This window comes from Halorubrum sp. LN27 (genome assembly GCF_016635065.1).
Taxonomy (GTDB): domain Archaea; phylum Halobacteriota; class Halobacteria; order Halobacteriales; family Haloferacaceae; genus Halorubrum; species Halorubrum salipaludis.
In genome coordinates this window covers 356,376-373,535 of record NZ_JAEPET010000001.1, presented here as the reverse complement: position 1 = coordinate 373,535, position 17,160 = coordinate 356,376, and the positions used below count along the sequence as shown (strand labels likewise).

Here is a 17,160-nt window from a genome sequence, read left to right as displayed (position 1 = left end):
CGCCGTTCCGGGGGACGAAACGCGCCGACCCCCGCGCCGATCCGGACCCTTTTGGAACGCGGACCCCGTGGGATCGGTATGGAGTATCAACCGGGCGTGTGCAACATCGGACCGGCCCAGCAGCGGCGGCGGCTCCTCCTCGGCGTCGGGTCGCTGCTGCTCGCGGTCGTCACCGTCGCCGCGGTCCTCGCGATGGGGTGGCCGCAATGGGCGCTGTTGGCCTCGCTGTTCCCGCTGTACGGCGCTGCGATGGGCTACTTCCAGTACCGCGAGCGGTTCTGCGTCGGGTTCGCCGGGATCGGCGTCTTCGACACCGGCGAGGGGACACAGGAGGTGGCCGACGCAGAGGCGCTCGCGGCGGACCGCCGGCGCGCGGTCCGGCTGAACGCGAAGTCGCTGGCCGTCGGCGCGGTCGGAGCGATAGTGATCTACGGGGCGTCGATCGTACTGGCGTAGCGGTCCGTTTGATCGCGGATCGACGGCGGTGAACACCGCCAAAGCCCCGCCCTCGTCGACCGGCATTTATAAGCGCCGGCCGTCAGAGAGAGCATCGGTCTCTCACTACTCGCGCCCGTATCAGGGCGCTCGGAGGCACGCGCCGCCGCAGAGGCGTTCGTGTCGGCGTGCCGTGCTGGTCGCCGCGGCCGATTCCTCGCTGGGAACGTTGTAAACCCTTATCAGCGCGCGGGTGGGAGAAGCGGTCGTATGAGCGATCTCCCGGACGACTTCGACTGCACTCTGACCAACTGGGAGTACATCTACGGGCTCTGCCGCAACGTGTCGAACGCGGTGAAGCGCGCCGACTTCGAGCCGGACGTGGTCGTCGCGCTGGCCCGCGGCGGCTGGTTCGCCGGGCGGTGTATCTGCGACTTCCTCGGGCTCAACGACCTGACGAGCCTGAAGATGGAACACTACGTCGGCGCCGCCGAGAAGAGCGACGAGCCCCAGATCCGCTACCCGATGCCGGAGGGGAGCGTCGAGGGGAAGAACGTCCTGATAATCGACGACATCGCGGACACCGGCGGTTCGATCCGCCGCGCCGAGGAGTACGTCGAGGACCGCGACGCGGGGGAGGTCCGGACCGCCACGCTCCAGCTGTTGGGCACCTCCGAGTTCCAGCCCGACTTCGTCGGCGAGCGGCTCGAGCAGTGGACGTGGGTCGTCTACCCGTGGAACTTCCTCGAAGACATGATCGACCTCACCGAGGGCGCGATGGAGCGCGCCGACAAGAACGTGTTCGACCGCGAGGACGTCCGACACTACCTCGAGGAGTACCACGGCATCGGCCGCATCGAGATGGAGGTCGCACAGCCCGACCGCCTCGACGAGGTGCTCGACGAGATGGTCCGGCGCGACGTGGCCGACCGCGCCGGCGAAGACGCTTGGACGCTCGCGGAGTAGCCGGCCGGGGATGACCGCGGACGACGATCCGGACCCGACCCCGAACGACGACGCCGCCCCCGCGCTCGACGCGCTCCTCGACGCCTACGCCCTGAAAGACGAGCGGCGCACGGGCTGGCAGCTCCGCGGCGTCGAGGCCCCCGAGTCGGTCGCCGCGCACGCGTGGGGCGTCGCGTACCTCGTTCTGGCGCTCGGCGACCGGTTCCGCGAGGACCTGCCCGGCGTCGACCTCGACCGCGCGCTCCGGCTCGCGGTCGTCCACGACGTCGCGGAGGCCGAGACCGGCGATATCGCGACGCGCGCCGATTCGACCGCGGACTCGGTGGACCCGAACGCCAAGGAGGCCGCCGAGCGCGAGGCGATGGCGGACCTCGCCGGACCGCTCCCGGACCGCGTCCGCGACGCGTGGGAGGCGTACGAGGCCCGCGAGTCGCCAGAGGCGGTCCTCGTCAAGGAGTGCGACCTGCTCGACGTCTGTCTGCAGGCGGTAATCTACGAGCGCGGCGACCGGTACGACCCCGCCGACGGCGACCCGGAGGCGTTCCGCGAGTACGACGACCTCGACGAGTTCTTCGCGACGACCGAACCCCGCCTCCGGACCGAGACCGGGCGGGCGCTGTTCGATCGACTCCGCGAACGGTACCGGGCGGCCCGCGACGGGAGGTAGCAAGTCCGACACCTCGCCCCCATACGACATCTGTCGAACCTCAAAAACGACGACTGTAGGTCCTCTCCCGGCCGATCAGCGGCGAGAGATAGCAAGAACGTTAACGGCCGAGTTCGTTTCGGGGAGTGAGAGCTTTCACCACGCATGTCCGAGAACACTGATCTGATTATCGTCGGCGGGGGAATCAGCGGGGCGTCGCTTCTGTACACGGTCGCGAAGTTCACCGACATCGACGACGTGACGCTGATCGAGAAGGAGCGGGAGATCGCGGCGATCAACTCCCACCGGACGAACAACTCCCAGACGCTGCACTTCGGCGACATCGAGACGAACTACACCTTAGAGAAGGCCGAGGAGGTCAAGGAGGGCGCCGAGCTGCTCGCGGGCTACCTCGAGGGGACGGACCCGGACCGGGAGATGCACAGCAAGCGCAGCAAGATGGTGCTCGGCGTCGGCGACGAGGAGGTCGCCAAGCTAGAGGAGCGCTACCGCGAGAACGGGTTCGGCGACCTCTTCCCGAAGCTGCGCGAGATCGGCCGCGAGGAGATCGCGGAGCTGGAGCCGAAGGTCGTCGAGGGCCGCGACCCCGACACGGAGCTCAAGGCGCTCCAGACGCCCGACGGCTACGTCGTCGACTACGGCGCGGTCGCGAAGTCGTTCGTCGACGCCGCCCGCGAGGAGGAGGGCGTGGGCGTCCACCTCGGTACCGAAGTCGAGAACGTCGACGAGGGCCGCGACGGGTTCACCGTCGAGACCGACGACGGCGACTTCGAGGCCGACGCGGTCGTCGTCGCCGCCGGCTCCCACAGCCTCCAGTTCGCGAAGGAGATGGGGTACGGTGAGCACATGTCGCTGCTCCCGGTCGCGGGGAGCTTCTTCCTCGCCGACGACCTGCTGAACGGGAAGGTGTACACGCTCCAGATGAAGAAGCTCCCGTTCGCCGCGGTCCACGGCGACGCCGACGTGCACGACCAGGGCGTCACCCGCTTCGGGCCCACCGCGAAGCTCGTCCCGGCGCTCGAACGCGGTCGGCTCTCCACCGTGGGCGACTTCGCCGACGTGTTCGGCTTCTCGCCCGCGTCGGTCCTGAGCTACGTCAACATCCTCTCGGACCGCATCCTGTTCCCCTACGTCGTGCGCAACCTCGTGTACGACCTCCCCGAGGTCGGGAAGCGCGCGTTTCTCCCGAACGTCCAGAAGGTCGTCCCGTCGGTCGACGTCGACGACATCGAGCGCGCGAAGGGGTACGGCGGCGTGCGCCCGCAGATCGTCAACACGGAGACCAAGGAGCTCGACATGGGCGAAGCGAAGATCACCGGCGACGGGGTCTTATTCAACATCACGCCCTCGCCGGGCGCCTCGACCGCGCTGAAGAACGCGATGACCGACGTGCGGACGGTCCTCGACTTCTTCGACGAGGACCACGAGTTCGACGAGGCGGCCTTCCGCGAGGCGACGATCGAGAACTTCCCGCGGGTCGACGACGTCGACGGTGACGGCGACGCGGAGGCGGACGCCGACGAGGACGAGACGGAGGGAGACGCTGCCGACGACGACTCCGACGACTCCGACGACCGCGTCCCCGCCGAAGCCGACGACTGATCCCGTCAGATCGACGCGCGCGCCGGGACTCGAGTCGCGTTTTCTCTCGATACCGGCCGCCGCCGCCACACGGCGTCGCTATCCGTGTTGAGTCGGATACAGCCGGATTAACTCGGCTCAAATCGGGTCCAAACCGGCTGCAGGGCCGTCGTCCCTTTTATCCAATCACCCGCTAGGCCGAATCGCAATGTTCGAAGCAGATCCGCTCACGACGGCAACGCTCGCAACCGACGCGGCCCGAACCGCCCTGCAGGTCGGCCCGCCGGCCGACGCCGCCTCGCAGGCGCCCGCGTTCGTCCAGGAGATCCTCGCCGAGGTCGGCTCCTCGGCCGGCGACGCCGCGGGCGGGCTCGGCGAGACGATCAGCGAGCTGACGCCCGGCGGGAGCGGCGTCGCCGAAGCCGGGAGCGACGCGGCCGAGGGCGCGAGCGACGCCGCGAACGGCGCCGCGGGGAATGCCCCCGGCCGATAACGCGCCTCTCACGACCGGTCCCGCTCGCCACGTAGACGCTCCTCGCTGACTCGTTTTCACGCCGGCGTTTCTTCGCCGACCTCCCGCTCGAACGCCTCGCGGAGCACGCGGATCGCCCGCCGCTTCGTTCCGTCGGGCACGAACACGAAGGGGATCGGCACGTCGAACGCGCGGTCGCCGTACAGCCCCCAGTCGCCGACGGACCGAGTCGTCCCGCCGTACGCGATGGGGATGTCCTCCAGCTCGTCGGGGTCGTAGGCGGGCACGTACGACCGGTCGATCCACACCTCGTGGACCGGCACGTCGAGGGTGTCGGCGAGGAGCGCTTCGAGGCGGTCGTCGTTCGCGGTGAGCCACGTCGTGAACTCGTCTAAGCGGGGACCGCGACCCTTCTCGCTATCGCCGCCGAGGTCGCCTCCCACCCGGTCGGCCAAGGCGATCCGGTGTTTCCAGCAGGTGGCCGGGAAGCGCCGCCCGCGGAAGCGGTCGTGCATCGACGCCAGCGTCGAGTCGGGGCGCTCGCGGGCGGCGAGCTTGAGGCGTTCGAGCACCGCGTTGTCGTCCAGCTCGCGGTCGAGTATCCCGTCGACCGTGACCGGGCTCTCGCCGGTTTCGGCCGCGTACTCGCCGAGCATCGCCTGTAAGAGTCGATTCGCGTACACCGACTTGTGGTGTTGGGTGACCCACATGTATAACGCGATCCGGCCTTCGAGGTAGTTGCCGATGGTCGATAACGCCTTCTCCGAGAGCGCCAGTCCCTCCTCGGGGTGGGCGGTGTAGGCGTCGACCATGCGCTCGACGTCGAAGCTCAACACGCCCGCGCCGGTCATCTCGTTGTCCCGGGTGATGTAGTCGAGCCGGTCCACGTCGATGGGGGAGTGGAGCAGCTGGGCGCCGACCCCGTACTGCCACGGCTCGCCGCGCTCGTACGCGAGGCTGTAGCCGAGCACATACGCGCACACCTCGAAGGGGTCCACGTCGAACGCGCGGAGCGCGTCGCCGTACTCCTCGACGACGATCACGCAGCCGAGCAGTTCGTGGGGGTTCGCCGACCGGAGCGGGGCGCCGCCGACGCCGGCCCGATCGAAGGCGTCGACCAGCCCGGCCTCCGCGACGCGGTCCCGGAGGACCCCCTCGTCGAGGAACCGCTCGGAGAGGTGCGAGAAGGGCGGGTGCCCCACGTCGTGGAGCAGGCAGGCGCACTCCAGCGTGCGCTGGATCTCCTCCAGCTCGTCGGTCGTCGCGTCCCGCGTGAAGTACGGCTGCTGCCGGAGGTTCTCGAAGACGGTCCGGCCGAGGTGGTAGACGCCCAGCGAGTGCTCGAACCGGGTGTGGTTCGCGCCCGGGTACACGAGGTGCGTCGCCGAGAGCTGGCGGACGTACCGCAGCCGCTGGAACGGTCGGGTGTCGACGACGCCCTCGACGAGCGCGTCCGGCAGCTCGACGTAGCCGTGGACGGGGTCTTTGATCTGGGTGGTGGGCATCGATTGTCGACACGACACCGCCCCGCGACGTGCGTCTTTCGGTCCGAGCCCTCCGGTTCGCCCGCGGTCACGTCCTATAAGTGCGAGCGTGACGACGCACGTCCATGGTATCGGACGCCGCCGGCACGGGCGACGGGACGGACGCCGCAGACGACGCGGGCCCCGCAGCAACCGGTTCCCCGCTCGTCGACCGGTGGACCGCGCTCGACCGCGGCTGGCAGGCGCTCGCGCTCGGACTGGGGATCGTCGCCGCCCACGCCGCGGCGCAGGCCGCGGGCCGCTTCTGATGGGCGTCGCCGCCGCGGCTCGGCCGTACCTCCCCGGTCTCGCGCTCCTTTCCGCCGGGGCGCTCCTCTCGCAGCTCGTCGCCGGCGCGGTCGACGGGCTGCAGCCCCTCGTCGTCGCGGTCGCGGTCGGCGCGCTCGTCGGCAACACGGTCGGGACGCCCGAGGCGGCCGCGCCCGGCGTCGGCGTCGACAAGCTGTTCTTGGAGACCGGGATCGTCCTGCTGGGCGCGGCGGTCGTCGTCGAGGAGTTCCTCGCCGCGGGGCCGACCGTGCTCGGGCTCGTCGTCGCGACGGTCGCCGGCGGGCTCCTGCTCGCCGAACTGATCGCCCGAGGGCTGTTTCGACTCGACGGGACGACGCCCTCGCTGCTGGCCGCAGGCGCGAGCGTCTGCGGGGTCTCCGCGGTCGTCGCGATCGGGCGCGTGCTCGACGCGCGCGGGTCGGCGATCACGTTCGCGGCGGCGACGGTCCTCCTCTTCGACGCCGTCACGCTCGTGGCGTTCCCGGTCGCCGGCGAGTGGCTCGGGCTCACCGGCCGGCAGTTCGGCGTCTGGGCCGGCGTGAGCATGTTCTCGACCGGTCCGGTCGCGGCCGCGGGGTTCGCGCACTCGCCCGAGGCGGGCCAGTGGGCGACCGTGACGAAGCTCGCGCGCAACTCCCTTTTGGGGGGTGTCGCGGTCGCCTACTCGCTGGCGTACACCGCGCGCTCGGCGACGGACCCCGGCGTGCGCCGGCTGTGGGCGGAGTTCCCGAAGTTCCTCCTCGGCTTCCTCGCGGTCGCCGCGGTGGCGAACACCGGGCTCCTCTCGCCGGCCGCGTTGGCGTCGATCGGGCGGGTCTCCGACGCCCTGTTCACGCTGGCGTTCGTCGGCCTCGGACTCTCGATCCGACTCCGCGAGATGCGCGCGGTCGGCGGGGCCGCCGTCGGCGCGGTCCTCGTCCACCTGCTCGTCGTGAGCGCGCTCGCGCTGGCGGCGGTGCGATGGCTGCTGTAACCCCCGTCTCGGTCCGCTTCAGTCCGTATAAGTAGCGGGCGGGCGCACTTCGGGTATGAGCACCATCGGCTTCATCGGGGGCAGCGGCATCTACGAGGCGCTCCCGCTGAACGACGTGCGCGAGGTCGAGTACGACACGCCCTACGGCGAGCCCAGCGACGCGATCACGATCGGCGAGTTCGCGGACACCGGCAAGGAGGTCGCCTTCCTCCCCCGGCACGGCTCGGACCACGGCGTCTCGCCCACGGACCTCCCGTACCGCGCGAACATGTACGCGCTGAAGCAGGCGGGCGTCACCCACGTCTTCGCGTCGAACGCGGTCGGGAGCTTAAAAGAGGAGCTGGAGCCCGGCACGCTCGTCGTGCCCGACCAGATCTACGACCGGACGAAGCACCGCGATCTGTCCTTCTACGGCGACGGCGTCGTCGTCCACCAGCCGTTCGCCGATCCGTACAGCCCGGAGCTGGTCGACCACCTCACCGAGGCCGCGGAGGCCTCCACCTCCCCCGACACGGACGTGGTGAAGGGCGGCACCTACGTCTGCATCGAGGGCCCGCAGTACTCCACGCGCGCGGAGTCGGAGTTTTATAAGGCCCAAGGGTGGGACCTGGTCGGGATGACCGCGATCCCGGAGGCGAAGCTCGCCCGCGAGGCCGAGATCGCGTACGCGACGATCGCCGGCGTCACCGACTACGACGTGTGGAAGGAGGACAGCGAGGTGACGCTCGAAGAGGTGCTGGAGAACGCCGAGCAGAACCAGAAAGCGATCAAGGCCGCCGTCGAGGAGGCCGTCCGGTCGCTCCCGGACGACTTAGAGTGCGAGGCGCACACCTCGCTGGAGGGCACCGTCAACACGCCGACCGAGGCCATCCCGGAGGCGACGCGCGACCGCGTCGAGCCGCTGCTGGGCGACTACTTATAAACTGAACCCGCGATGCGGCGGCGCGTGCCGCCGAGCGCCCGACGGGCGCGAGGTGTACGCGCGAGGGAGCGGTGAGCGCTCGGAGAGCGCGAACCGCGAGGCTGGGGAGGTATGAGGTGCGGTGCTGTGCGGGGCGGGTGGGACTCAAAGGGGCAGCCGCGAGGACGACGCTTGGCGACGCAAGCACCGCAGGGAGCGAGTGAAACGAGCGACCGAGGAGCGCAGCGAGCCACGCGAGTCGTCGCGGCTGGGGCTTTGGAGGTGTTCACTGTCGATCCGCCGTAACCGACCGCTTATAACCGAGCGGCTGGGGCTTTGGAGGTGTTCACTGTCGATCCGCCGTGACCGACCGCTTATAAGCGAGCGTCTGGGGCTCTGGAGACGACTGTAACCTCGAAAACGTACTAGTCCGCGATCGCCTCGGATTCCCCGGCCATCGCCGCGGGGTCTTTCACCCACAGGTCGCCGAAGAAGTCGTCCTGCTGGAGCCGCACCGAGCCGCGGTGGGCCATGAACAGCAGCGCGAGGTACGTCATGAACGGGCGCCCGCCCGCCGTCTCGATCTCCGCGAACAGCACCTCCGTCCGCCCGCGGTCGAAGTGGGTCCGGAGGACGTTGTCGATCTCCACGATCACCTCCTCGATGTCCTCGTCGTGGGTGCGGTCGGTCGCCTCGCCGGCGGTCGGCTCGCCGTCCTGTCGGAACTCGTCGCCGGCGTGGTAGTCGAGCGTCTGGGTGCCGCGGGCGTGGCCGTGCGGCGACTCGGAGGTGTCGTACTCACGGGAGTCCTTCCACCACGAGCCGCGCTCGGCCTCGCGGAGCTCCCGGACCAGCTCGTCGAGCGTCTCCGGCGAGCCCCGGGTGTTCTTCCGGTCGAGCCGGCGGTCCATCTCGGCCTCCAGCTCGTCGACGGGGTCGAAGTCGCCGTCTGCGGGGTCGGGCGCGCCGCCCTCCATCGCGACCTCCCACGGCTCCGGCTCGGGCTCGTCGTCCTCGTCGTCGTCGTCGGCCAGCATGCCGTCGCTTTTCATCCGGAGCAGGACGCTAGCGTAGAAGAGGGCGCGTCCGGTCGTCCGGAGGTCCGTCTCGTCGAGCTTCTCTAAGAACGCGTCGGTCACCTGCACGATGTCGATGTCCCACGGCTCGATCTCGCCCTCCTCGGCGAGCTGGACGAGGAGCTCGACGGGCTCGACCTCGCCGTCTTCGCCGGGCGCGTCGTCGGACTCTCCGTCGGTCCCAGCGTCGTCCGCGTCGCGCTCGGGCGCCCCCTCGCCGCCGGGGGTCTCGGGAAGCGACCCGCCCTGCGACCCGCCGCCGCGCTCGCTCGTGAGGTCCAAGTCCGGGACGCCTCCGGACTCCGGCGGCTCAGTCATCCGCGGTCACCTCCGGTTCCTCCTCGCCGTCGCCGCCGTCGCCGAACTGCATCCCCGTCACGGCGGAGAGGTTGTCGCCCTGCATCGTGACGCCGATGGCGCGGTCGGAGCGCTCCAACAGCGCCGAGCGGTGGCCGACGACGACGAACTGGGCCTCCTCGGCCAGCTCCTCGATCATCTCGCCGACGCGCTCAGCGTTGACCGCGTCGAGGAACGCGTCGATCTCGTCGAGCGCGTAGAACGGCGCGGGGTTGTGCCGCTGGATCGCGAAGATGAAGGAGAGCGCGGTCAGCGACTTCTCGCCGCCGCTCATCGCGTCGAGCCGCTGGACCGGCTTGTCGGCGGGCTGCGCCTTCATCGTCAGCCCCTCCTCGAAGGGGTCCTCGGGGTTCTCCAACAGGAGCTCACCGCTGCCAGCTGAGAGGCGCGCGAAGATCTCCTCGAAGTGGTCGTTGATCGACTCGAACGTCTCCATGAACGTCCGCTTCTTCTCGGCCTCGTACCCCTCGATGCGCTCCTCGATCGCGTCCCGCTCCTCGACCAAGACGTCGCGGCGCTCCTGGAGCGTCTCCAGCTTCTCCTCGACCTCGTCGTACTCGTCGATCGCGAGCATGTTGACGGGCTCGAGCGCCTCCATCTCAGCCTCCAGATCCTCGATGCGCGACTCCACCTCGTCGAGGTCCGGGATCTCCTCGGCGTCGTACTCGCCGACCTGCGACTCCAGCTCGTCGATCTCCCACGCCAGCCGGTCGCGGCGGTCGGTCAGGTCCTCGAGGTCCGACTCCGCCTCGGAGACGAGCGAGCGCTGCTCGTCGCGCTCGCGGGTCGCCTCGGTGATCTCCTCGCGGAGGTCCTCGCGGTCGGCCTTCAGCTCCTCGAGCTCCTCCTCCAGGTCGGCGATCGCCTCGCGTTTCTCCGCCAGCGTCCCCTCCTTCTCGTCGATCGCCGCCTCGTGCTCGGCGATCGCCTCCTCGGCCTCGGCCTTCCGGTTCTGCGCCGTCTCGACCGTGTCGTGGAGGTCGTCGACCGCGTCCTCGGCGTACCCCTTCTCTAACTCCAGCTCGTTTTGCCGCCCGTCGAGCGAGCTCATCCGGTCTTCAAGATCCGAGATCTCGCCGCGGATCTCGTCGGCGCGCTCCGAGAGCTCCGGGATCTTCGAGTCGGCCAGCTCCGCCTCGATGTCGTCGATCTCGGCGTCCAGCTCGTCGATCTCCGCGTTCAGCCCGTCGATCTCGGCGTCCAGCTCGCTCATCTCCGCGTCGACCGACTCGCGTTCCGCCTCCAGCTCCTCGAGCTCGGTCTCCAGCTCGCCGATGCGCGCCTCGGCGTCCGCCAGCTCGTCTTCGGCGCGCTCCACGTCTGCCTCCAGCGACCGGACGCGCTCCGCGGCGTCGGCCTTCCGGTCCCGCGCGTCGTCGATGTCGTCTTCCAGCGCGTCGATCTCCGCCTGGAGCGCCTGCCGCTCGTCCTCCAGGTCCGAGATCTCGGTCGCGAGCCGTTCGAGCTTCCCGCCGCCGGACTTCGTGAACGCGTACCGGGAGCCGCCGCCCGACCCGCCGGTCATCGCGCCGGACTTCTCGACGAGGTCGCCGTCGAGCGTCACCATCCGGTAGTCGCCCATCAGGTCGCGGGCGGTGTCCATGTCCTCGACGACCAGCGTGGAGCCGAGCACGTACGAGAAGATCCCCTCGTACGCGGCGTCGTAGTCGACGAGGTTGCGCGCGAAGCCGACGACGCCGGGCATCGAGGGCTTCCGCGGGAGGCTCCGGTCGTCCATCTCCGTGATCGGGAGGAACGTCGCCCGGCCCGCGTTCCGCCGCTTGAGGTAGTCGATACACGTCGACCCCACGCCGTCGTCGTCGACGACGACGTTGGCGAGCCGCCCGCCGGCCGCCGTCTCGCAGGCCTCGGCGTACTCGGCCTCGACGGAGCCGAGCTCGCCGACCGCGCCGTGGACCCCGTCGATCCCGCCGTTCTTCACCTCGGTCACCGCGCGCGGCCACGAGGCGTCGCCGCGCTCGTCGGCGGCGGCCTCCAGCTTGGCGTACTCGTTCTGCTTCTCGCGGAGGTCCTCCTCGACCGCCTCCAGCTCCTCGCTCTTCTCGGCCTTCTCCGCGAACAGGTCCGCGACCGCGTCCTCGATCGTCGCCTCGTTCTTCTCGGCCTTGTCGAGCTCGCTCTTCAGCTCGGAGACTCGCGCCTTGTGTTCGGGGACCGACTCGCGGGCCTCCTCGAGGTCCTCGCGGGCCTCGCTCACCGCGTTCGACCGCCGGCGGGCCTCGTCGAGCAGGCGGTCCTTCTCGCGTTGCAGCTCGTTTTTCTCCTCGCGTAGCGACTCGATCGACTCCTTCTTCTCCGCGAGATCGGCTTTCAGCTCGTCGAACTCGGTGTCGGCGCCCTCGATCTCGGCCTCCACGTCGGCGAGCTCGGAGCGCTTCGTGGCGATTTCCGATTTGACCGAGGCCTTCTCGACTTTCGCCTCGCGGATCTCCTCGTCGAGCTCCTCGATCGTCTCCTCTTTGCGATCGATCTGGACGAACGCGTCGCGCCGCTCGGTCTCGGCCTCCGCGGCGCGCTCCTCGGCGGCCTCGATCTTGTCCTCCAACCGCGAGATCTCGCCTTTCACCTCCTCGATCTCCGAGCGGATCTCGATCTGCTCGTCCTCGCCTTTGGTCTCGATCTCGTGGTTGAGGTCGGCTAAGTCCTCCTCCAGCCGCGTGAGCTTGCCCTGTCTGGCGTCGAGCTCGGCGCGGAGCTCCTCCAGCTCGGCCTCCGCGTCGTCGATGCCGTCCTCGACGCCCGCGAGCGTCTCGCGCTTCTCCTCCAGCTCGGACGCCTTGAGGAAGCCGCGGTACTCCTCTAACTCGTCGCGGAACTGTTGGTACTGGAGGGCGGTCTCGCGTTCGTCGGCGAGCTGGTCGAGCCGGTCCTGCTTCTCGCCGATCCGGAGGTCGGCCTCCTCGATCCGGTCCTCGACGGTCTCTAACTCCTCGTAGGCGGCCTCCTTCTTCTCGTCGAACTCGGCGACCCCCGCGATCTCGTCGACGATCCCCCGGCGCTGGTAGGGGGTCATGTTGATGATCTCGGTCACGTCGCCCTGCATCACGACGTTGTACCCCTCCGGCGTGACGCCGGCGGCCGCGAGCAGGTCCTGCACGTCCGAGAGGTTCACCGACCGCCCGTTGAGGTAGTAGTACGAGTAGTAGTTGTCCTCGGTCTCCTTGACGCGGCGCTTGATCGTGATCTCCGAGACGTCGCCGACGTTCTCCGTGCCGGCGGCGGAGACGACCTGCGACCGGTCGAGGGTCCCGTCCTCGTTGGAGAGCACGACCGTCACCGACGCCTCGTTCGGGCCGCCGGACCCCTCGCCGTCGTCGTGGCCGGGGTTGTAGATCAGGTCCGTGAGCTTCTTCGCCCGGATCCCACGGGTGCGGGCTAGCCCGAGTGCGAAGAGGACCCCGTCGATGATGTTCGACTTCCCGGAGCCGTTCGGTCCGGTGACGACCGTGAAGTCGTCATAAAAGGGGATCCTCGTCGTTCGTCCGAAGCTCTTGAACCCGTCTAAGACCACTTCTGTGATGTGCATGTCGCGGGAGGGTGAACGGCGGGTTACGCGACGATGATGTCGCTGTCCGACTCCTCGTCGCCCTCTCCGTCGGCGTCCGCCCCGTCGGCCGCCTCGGCGTCGGGCGTCGTCGCCTCGCGCTCGGGGACGATCACGTCGTCGCCCTCGGACGCCTCGGCCTCGCTCTCGTCGGCCGCGGACCCGTCGTCGGTCCGCTCGACGACCTCGACGTGGTCGTCGGAGTGGGTGCGTCGCTCGCCGCCGGTCGCCTCGGACTCAGCGGCGGCCGCCTCGTCCGACTCGGCCGACGCCTGCGCTGACTCGGCCGCCTGCGCCGACTCCGCCGAGGCGGTGGCGTCGGCATCGACGGACACCTCCTGAGCGTCTTCCACCTGTCGGACGCGCTCTTTCATCTCCACGAGCTCCTCGGTGAGCCCGTTGACCGCCGCCTGTAGCTCCGCGACCTGTCGTTCGAGGTCCTCGACGCGGTTACTCATTATACACACGTATGCCCACGCGGGCCGTATAAATCTGCGTCAGACATGTGTGTGCGTGCCACACGGATCGCCGAGGGAGCCGGAAACACACGTTTCAGCGGTGTGAAACGTGTCTGTCGATCGTCGGACACGAGGAGAAGATACTTGTAGTGGGGGTTGATACCGGTTCGGTATGAGCAAGATCACCTTCCGGGCCGACGACGACCTCGTCGAGCGGCTGGAAGCGTGTGACGCCTCCAAAAGCGAGGTGATGCGGGAGGCACTCCGGACCCACCTCGACGGCGCGGTCGACGGGGACGCGACCGGCGACGGCGCGGGCGGGTCCGACGCGACGGTCGACGACGCGCTGGCCGATCGGATAGACGACCTCATCGCCGATCGGCTCGACGCGGCGTTGGACGAGCGGCTCGGCGATCGAGGGGCGCCGTCGCCGGCGTCTCACGCGGCGTATACGCCCGGAAACGCCGGTGAGATCAACGTAAACGTCACGCTCGACGCTCCGGGCGCCGATGAGGACGACGCGCGTGTAACGCGTGAGACGGCGACGGACGACGAGACGCAGACGCGTAAGACGCCAGCGGAACCGGACGTGCAAACGCGGGAAAACGTCTGTGGCGGATGCGGCGAAAACGTGCCCTCTGACCACGTTTACTGCCCGAACTGCGGAGAGAAACAGTCCCATAGAGCGTTCTGTGAGTGCGGCGACGAGCTCCGGACCGACTGGGCGTTCTGCCCCGGCTGCGGGCGTCGAACCCCTGCTGCGGACGTGTTGAAGGATCGATAAACGCTGTCTGAGTGCCTGTATACGCCAAAATTCGGGCGTTTTCACGATCTGTCTTACAGCGTCCGATAGTTTTATAATGGTAGCCTCGGTGACTACATCTGCGTAAGACGGTCGTCTTACAGCGACCGTCCGCGTCGGGGTGACCCTCCGTCGTCGGGCGATTCGTCGCTGTAAGACACACGCGTCGCGTGGTCGCCGTCTTACCGGGGGAATACCAATGGAGCGTGTGACACTACGAATCCCGAAACAGCAGATCGACGAGGTCGAACAGATGGTCGAGACGGGCGAGTTCCCGAACCGGAGCGAGGCGATCCGGTCGGCCGTCCGCGACATGTTGAACGAACAGGACGGCGAGCGCGACGAGCGCGGCCGCAACCGCAACTGGGCGAAGGTGTAAACTGATGCAGGACCTCGTTCAGGACGCCCTCGACAACGCGGAAGCGGAGAAGCGCGACATGGACGTCGACATGGACGACGACGAGTTCGGGGACCCCCGAATCGTCATCGTCGGTGCCGGCGGCGCCGGCAACAACACGGTCAACCGGCTGTACAACATCGGCGTCGACGGCGCCGACACCGTCGCGATCAACACGGACAAACAGCACCTCAAGATGATCGAGGCCGACACCAAGATCCTCGTGGGCAAGTCGCTCACGCAGGGGCTCGGCGCCGGCGGCGACCCCAAGATGGGCGAGCGCGCCACCGAGATGGCTCAGGGCACGATCAAAGAGGTGCTCGGCGACGCCGACCTCGTCTTCGTCACCGCCGGGATGGGCGGCGGCACGGGCACCGGCGCGGCGCCGGTCGTCTCGAAGATCGCCAAAGAGCAGGGCGCCATCGTCGTCGGGATGGTCTCGACGCCGTTCAACGTCGAGCGCGCCCGCACGGTGAAGGCCGAGGAGGGCCTCGAAGACCTCCGCAACGAGGCCGACTCGATCATCGTCCTCGACAACAACCGGCTGCTCGACTACGTCCCGAACCTGCCGATCGGGAAGGCGTTCTCCGTGATGGACCAGATCATCGCGGAGACGGTCAAGGGGATCTCCGAGACGATCACCCAGCCGAGCCTCATCAACCTGGACTACGCCGACATGTCCACCATCATGAACCAGGGCGGCGTGGCCGTAATGTTAGTCGGCGAGACTCAGGACAAGAACAAGACCCAAGAGGTGGTCAACGACGCGATGAACCACCCGCTCTTGGACGTCGACTACCGCGGCGCGAGCGGCGGGCTCGTCCACATCACGGGCGGCCCGGACCTGACGCTCAAGGAGGCCGAGGGCATCGCGAACAACATCACCGAGCGGCTGGAGGCGAGCGCCAACGTCATCTGGGGCGCCCGCATCCAGGACGAGTACAAGGGGAAGGTCCGCGTCATGGCGATCATGACGGGCGTCCAGAGCGCGCAGGTGCTCGGCCCCTCGACGCAGAAGCAGGCGGACAAGTCCCGCGCCGCGGTGAACGGCGACGACCTCGGCGACTCGCGCTCGCGGGCGGCCGAGGCGAACGGCACCGCCGGCAACGCGGCGGTCTCGGGCGGCACCGACCAGGGCGCGTGGGAGTCCGACGGCGGCAGCGACCCGACCGAGCAGAACAACGGGCTCGACGTCATCCGCTGACGCCGGCTTCGCCCCGTCTCGGAACCGTCGCTCCCGGCGCTGCACCGATCTGCTGACCGCGGTTTTTCCGTCCGGTTCCTCTGTCCGACACACTTGTCAGACGCACTCGTTGGACGTACCCGTCCGACATCGCTACCGCCGGAACTACGCCGCCTCGATCGAGTCGAGCAGGCGGCACTTCCGGCAGACGTCCCGGCTCGTCTTCGAGCCGCAGCGCTCGCACTCGCCGAGGTCCGGCGAGTCGGCGGCGGCGTCGCCACCCTCCCGGTACGCCTCGGCGGCGAGCGCCGACAGCTCCTCGTAGCCGGCCATAATCGAGTGGCGGGCGCCGGGGTGGTTCTCCTCGAGCTCGTGGATCGTCGACTGGATCTCGCCCCGGTACGCCTCCGAGGAGTGGGGACACTCGGCCATGTGCGTCGGGAGGTCGCGGACGTGACAGTATAAGGCGATCTCCTTTTCGGGCACGTCCCGCAGGGGCTTGGCGCGCGGGACGAACGCGTCGGTTCCCTCGCGCTCGTCGAAGGGGCCGAGCGAGGCGTCGAAGTGTTTCGCCACCTGTCGCACGTCGCCCTCGAGGAAGTTCATCATCGCCGTCTGCGCCTCGTCGTCGAGGTTGTGGCCGGTGAGCAGCTTGTCGGCGTCGAACTCGGCGGCGTACTCCTCTAAGAGATCGCGCCGGAACACGCCGCAGTACGCGCAGGCGGCCATGTTCTCGGGGTCGCTCTCGACCACGTCGTCCATCTGCACGTCGAACTCCTCCTCGTAGGAGACGACCTCGTGGCGGATCGACAGGTCCTCCGCGAGCTCGATCGTGGCGTCGATGCTCTCGTCGCGGTACCCCTCGATCCCCTCGTGGATCGTCAGGGCGAGCATCTCGACGCGAGGGTCCCGCCCGAACACATCGTCTAAGATCTGCGTCAGCGCGACGCTGTCTTTCCCGCCGGAGAGGCCGATCACCCAGCGGTCGGGGTCGTCGGGCGTCGCGTCCGGATCGAGCAAGTTGTCCTCGCGGACGCGGCGTTTCACGCGCTTCTCGACCGACTGTCGGAGGTGTTCGCCACAGAGGTGCGCCCCGGAGTAGGCGGCGTGGTGGATCGCGTCGTCGCCGCACCTGTCACACTCCATCGGTGTCGGGTTGCGGACGCGCGGGGATACCCGTTTCGGGCCGGATACGTGAGTGGACCTCTGTGACCAGACTGGTTCGTAGCGACCTCGAACTCTGCGGTGAAGACCTCCAACGCTCCAGCCGATCAGTTATAGGTGATTGCTGACGACGGATCGACGATGCACACCTCCAAAGCCCCAGCCGCGAGGACGGCGCAGGTGACGCAAGCACTGGAGGGACCGAGCAACGCGAGCGACTGAAGCGCGTGGTTCGAGAGAGCGAAGCTCTCTCGTCATCACGAAAGGCGCAAAGCGCCTTTCGAACGACAGCAAGCGTGCGCCGTCCTCGCGACTGCCCCTTTGAGTCCCGCCCCGCACGGCACCCGCA

16 protein-coding genes are annotated in these 17,160 nt (G+C 68.8%); 11 read left to right on the top strand and 5 right to left on the bottom strand.

Annotation, left to right across the window (positions count from 1 at the left end):
* The first annotated feature begins 78 nt into the window (after window positions 1-78).
* The 5 genes from JIN95_RS01770 to JIN95_RS01750 all read left to right on the top strand — a co-directional run bounded on the left by JIN95_RS01770 (window position 79) and on the right by JIN95_RS01750 (window position 4,142).
* The gene (locus JIN95_RS01770; RefSeq protein ID WP_095635240.1) at window positions 79-456 is read left to right on the top strand and encodes a hypothetical protein; all 378 of its coding nucleotides are present in this window, start codon (window positions 79-81) and stop codon (window positions 454-456) included.
* 249 nt (window positions 457-705) lie between these two features.
* Window positions 706-1,401 (top strand): phosphoribosyltransferase, encoded by a 696-nt coding sequence (locus JIN95_RS01765; protein WP_200530343.1) that lies wholly within the window; start codon window positions 706-708, stop codon window positions 1,399-1,401.
* A gap of 10 nt (window positions 1,402-1,411) precedes the next feature.
* A complete protein-coding gene (locus JIN95_RS01760; protein WP_200530342.1) occupies window positions 1,412-2,068 on the top strand; it encodes an HD domain-containing protein in 657 nt (218 codons plus the stop codon).
* 144 nt (window positions 2,069-2,212) lie between these two features.
* Window positions 2,213-3,670, top strand: a complete 1,458-nt coding sequence (locus tag JIN95_RS01755; protein WP_200530341.1) for an FAD-dependent oxidoreductase — start codon at window positions 2,213-2,215, stop codon at window positions 3,668-3,670.
* Window positions 3,671-3,857: 187 nt separating this feature from the next.
* On the top strand, window positions 3,858-4,142 hold the full coding sequence (locus tag JIN95_RS01750; protein WP_095635244.1) for a hypothetical protein: 285 nt from the start codon (window positions 3,858-3,860) through the stop codon (window positions 4,140-4,142).
* A 56-nt stretch (window positions 4,143-4,198) separates the two neighbouring features.
* Here JIN95_RS01750 and JIN95_RS01745 read toward each other — a convergent pair whose 3' ends face one another.
* Window positions 4,199-5,626, bottom strand: a complete 1,428-nt coding sequence (locus tag JIN95_RS01745) for an HD domain-containing protein (protein ID WP_200530340.1) — start codon at window positions 5,624-5,626, stop codon at window positions 4,199-4,201.
* Between the two features lie 104 nt (window positions 5,627-5,730).
* On the opposite strand from JIN95_RS01745, the gene JIN95_RS01740 reads away from it, so the two are divergent.
* From JIN95_RS01740 to mtnP, 3 genes are read left to right on the top strand one after another with little or no spacing between them, the layout of a single operon-like run.
* On the top strand, window positions 5,731-5,913 hold the full coding sequence (locus tag JIN95_RS01740) for a hypothetical protein (RefSeq protein WP_095635246.1): 183 nt from the start codon (window positions 5,731-5,733) through the stop codon (window positions 5,911-5,913).
* Complete coding sequence (locus JIN95_RS01735) at window positions 5,913-6,908, top strand: putative sulfate exporter family transporter (RefSeq protein WP_095635247.1); 996 nt, start codon at window positions 5,913-5,915, stop codon at window positions 6,906-6,908. Before JIN95_RS01740 ends, JIN95_RS01735 begins: the two co-directional genes overlap by 1 nt.
* 55 nt (window positions 6,909-6,963) lie before the next feature.
* Window positions 6,964-7,830, top strand: coding sequence for an S-methyl-5'-thioadenosine phosphorylase (gene mtnP, locus JIN95_RS01730; protein WP_095635248.1), 867 nt, complete (start codon window positions 6,964-6,966; stop codon window positions 7,828-7,830).
* 404 nt (window positions 7,831-8,234) lie between these two features.
* Here the strand turns inward: mtnP and JIN95_RS01725 are convergent, their stop codons facing one another.
* Genes JIN95_RS01725 through JIN95_RS01715 form a run of 3 tightly spaced genes read right to left on the bottom strand, consistent with a single transcriptional unit; the run spans window position 8,235 to window position 13,265 of the window.
* Window positions 8,235-9,203, bottom strand: a complete 969-nt coding sequence (locus JIN95_RS01725; protein WP_200530339.1) for a ScpA family protein — start codon at window positions 9,201-9,203, stop codon at window positions 8,235-8,237.
* The gene (gene smc / locus JIN95_RS01720) at window positions 9,196-12,789 is read right to left on the bottom strand and encodes a chromosome segregation protein SMC (RefSeq protein ID WP_200530338.1); all 3,594 of its coding nucleotides are present in this window, start codon (window positions 12,787-12,789) and stop codon (window positions 9,196-9,198) included. The genes JIN95_RS01725 and smc overlap by 8 nt, the downstream gene beginning before the upstream one ends.
* A 23-nt stretch (window positions 12,790-12,812) precedes the next feature.
* A complete protein-coding gene (locus tag JIN95_RS01715; RefSeq protein WP_200530337.1) occupies window positions 12,813-13,265 on the bottom strand; it encodes a bZIP transcription factor in 453 nt (150 codons plus the stop codon).
* A 172-nt stretch (window positions 13,266-13,437) separates the two neighbouring features.
* Here JIN95_RS01715 and JIN95_RS01710 point away from each other — a divergent pair, with 172 nt between their 5' ends.
* The 3 genes from JIN95_RS01710 (at window position 13,438) to ftsZ (ending at window position 15,668) form a co-directional block, all read left to right on the top strand.
* Window positions 13,438-14,049 (top strand): zinc ribbon domain-containing protein, encoded by a 612-nt coding sequence (locus JIN95_RS01710; RefSeq protein WP_095635252.1) that lies wholly within the window; start codon window positions 13,438-13,440, stop codon window positions 14,047-14,049.
* 217 nt (window positions 14,050-14,266) lie between these two features.
* On the top strand, window positions 14,267-14,446 hold the full coding sequence (locus JIN95_RS01705) for a ribbon-helix-helix domain-containing protein (RefSeq protein WP_004595187.1): 180 nt from the start codon (window positions 14,267-14,269) through the stop codon (window positions 14,444-14,446).
* 4 nt (window positions 14,447-14,450) lie between these two features.
* Window positions 14,451-15,668 (top strand): cell division protein FtsZ, encoded by a 1,218-nt coding sequence (gene ftsZ, locus JIN95_RS01700; RefSeq protein WP_095635253.1) that lies wholly within the window; start codon window positions 14,451-14,453, stop codon window positions 15,666-15,668.
* 144 nt (window positions 15,669-15,812) lie between these two features.
* On the opposite strand, the gene JIN95_RS01695 is transcribed toward ftsZ, so the two are convergent.
* Entirely contained in the window at window positions 15,813-16,793 is a 981-nt protein-coding gene (locus JIN95_RS01695) for a TIGR00269 family protein (protein WP_200530336.1), read from the bottom strand.
* Between the last annotated feature and the right edge of the window lie 367 nt (window positions 16,794-17,160).

What these genes read in the sequence shown, in the direction of transcription:
- JIN95_RS01770 (WP_095635240.1), top strand. Translation starts at nt 79, where the DNA reads ATGGAGTATCAACCGGGCGTGTGCAACATCGGACCGGCCCAGCAGCGG.
- JIN95_RS01765 (WP_200530343.1), top strand. Translation starts at nt 706, where the DNA reads ATGAGCGATCTCCCGGACGACTTCGACTGCACTCTGACCAACTGGGAG.
- JIN95_RS01760 (WP_200530342.1), top strand. Translation starts at nt 1,412, where the DNA reads ATGACCGCGGACGACGATCCGGACCCGACCCCGAACGACGACGCCGCC.
- JIN95_RS01755 (WP_200530341.1), top strand. Translation starts at nt 2,213, where the DNA reads ATGTCCGAGAACACTGATCTGATTATCGTCGGCGGGGGAATCAGCGGG.
- JIN95_RS01750 (WP_095635244.1), top strand. Translation starts at nt 3,858, where the DNA reads ATGTTCGAAGCAGATCCGCTCACGACGGCAACGCTCGCAACCGACGCG.
- JIN95_RS01745 (WP_200530340.1), bottom strand. Translation starts at nt 5,626, where the DNA reads ATGCCCACCACCCAGATCAAAGACCCCGTCCACGGCTACGTCGAGCTG.
- JIN95_RS01740 (WP_095635246.1), top strand. Translation starts at nt 5,731, where the DNA reads ATGGTATCGGACGCCGCCGGCACGGGCGACGGGACGGACGCCGCAGAC.
- JIN95_RS01735 (WP_095635247.1), top strand. Translation starts at nt 5,913, where the DNA reads ATGGGCGTCGCCGCCGCGGCTCGGCCGTACCTCCCCGGTCTCGCGCTC.
- mtnP (WP_095635248.1), top strand. Translation starts at nt 6,964, where the DNA reads ATGAGCACCATCGGCTTCATCGGGGGCAGCGGCATCTACGAGGCGCTC.
- JIN95_RS01725 (WP_200530339.1), bottom strand. Translation starts at nt 9,203, where the DNA reads ATGACTGAGCCGCCGGAGTCCGGAGGCGTCCCGGACTTGGACCTCACG.
- smc (WP_200530338.1), bottom strand. Translation starts at nt 12,789, where the DNA reads ATGCACATCACAGAAGTGGTCTTAGACGGGTTCAAGAGCTTCGGACGA.
- JIN95_RS01715 (WP_200530337.1), bottom strand. Translation starts at nt 13,265, where the DNA reads ATGAGTAACCGCGTCGAGGACCTCGAACGACAGGTCGCGGAGCTACAG.
- JIN95_RS01710 (WP_095635252.1), top strand. Translation starts at nt 13,438, where the DNA reads ATGAGCAAGATCACCTTCCGGGCCGACGACGACCTCGTCGAGCGGCTG.
- JIN95_RS01705 (WP_004595187.1), top strand. Translation starts at nt 14,267, where the DNA reads ATGGAGCGTGTGACACTACGAATCCCGAAACAGCAGATCGACGAGGTC.
- ftsZ (WP_095635253.1), top strand. Translation starts at nt 14,451, where the DNA reads ATGCAGGACCTCGTTCAGGACGCCCTCGACAACGCGGAAGCGGAGAAG.
- JIN95_RS01695 (WP_200530336.1), bottom strand. Translation starts at nt 16,793, where the DNA reads ATGGAGTGTGACAGGTGCGGCGACGACGCGATCCACCACGCCGCCTAC.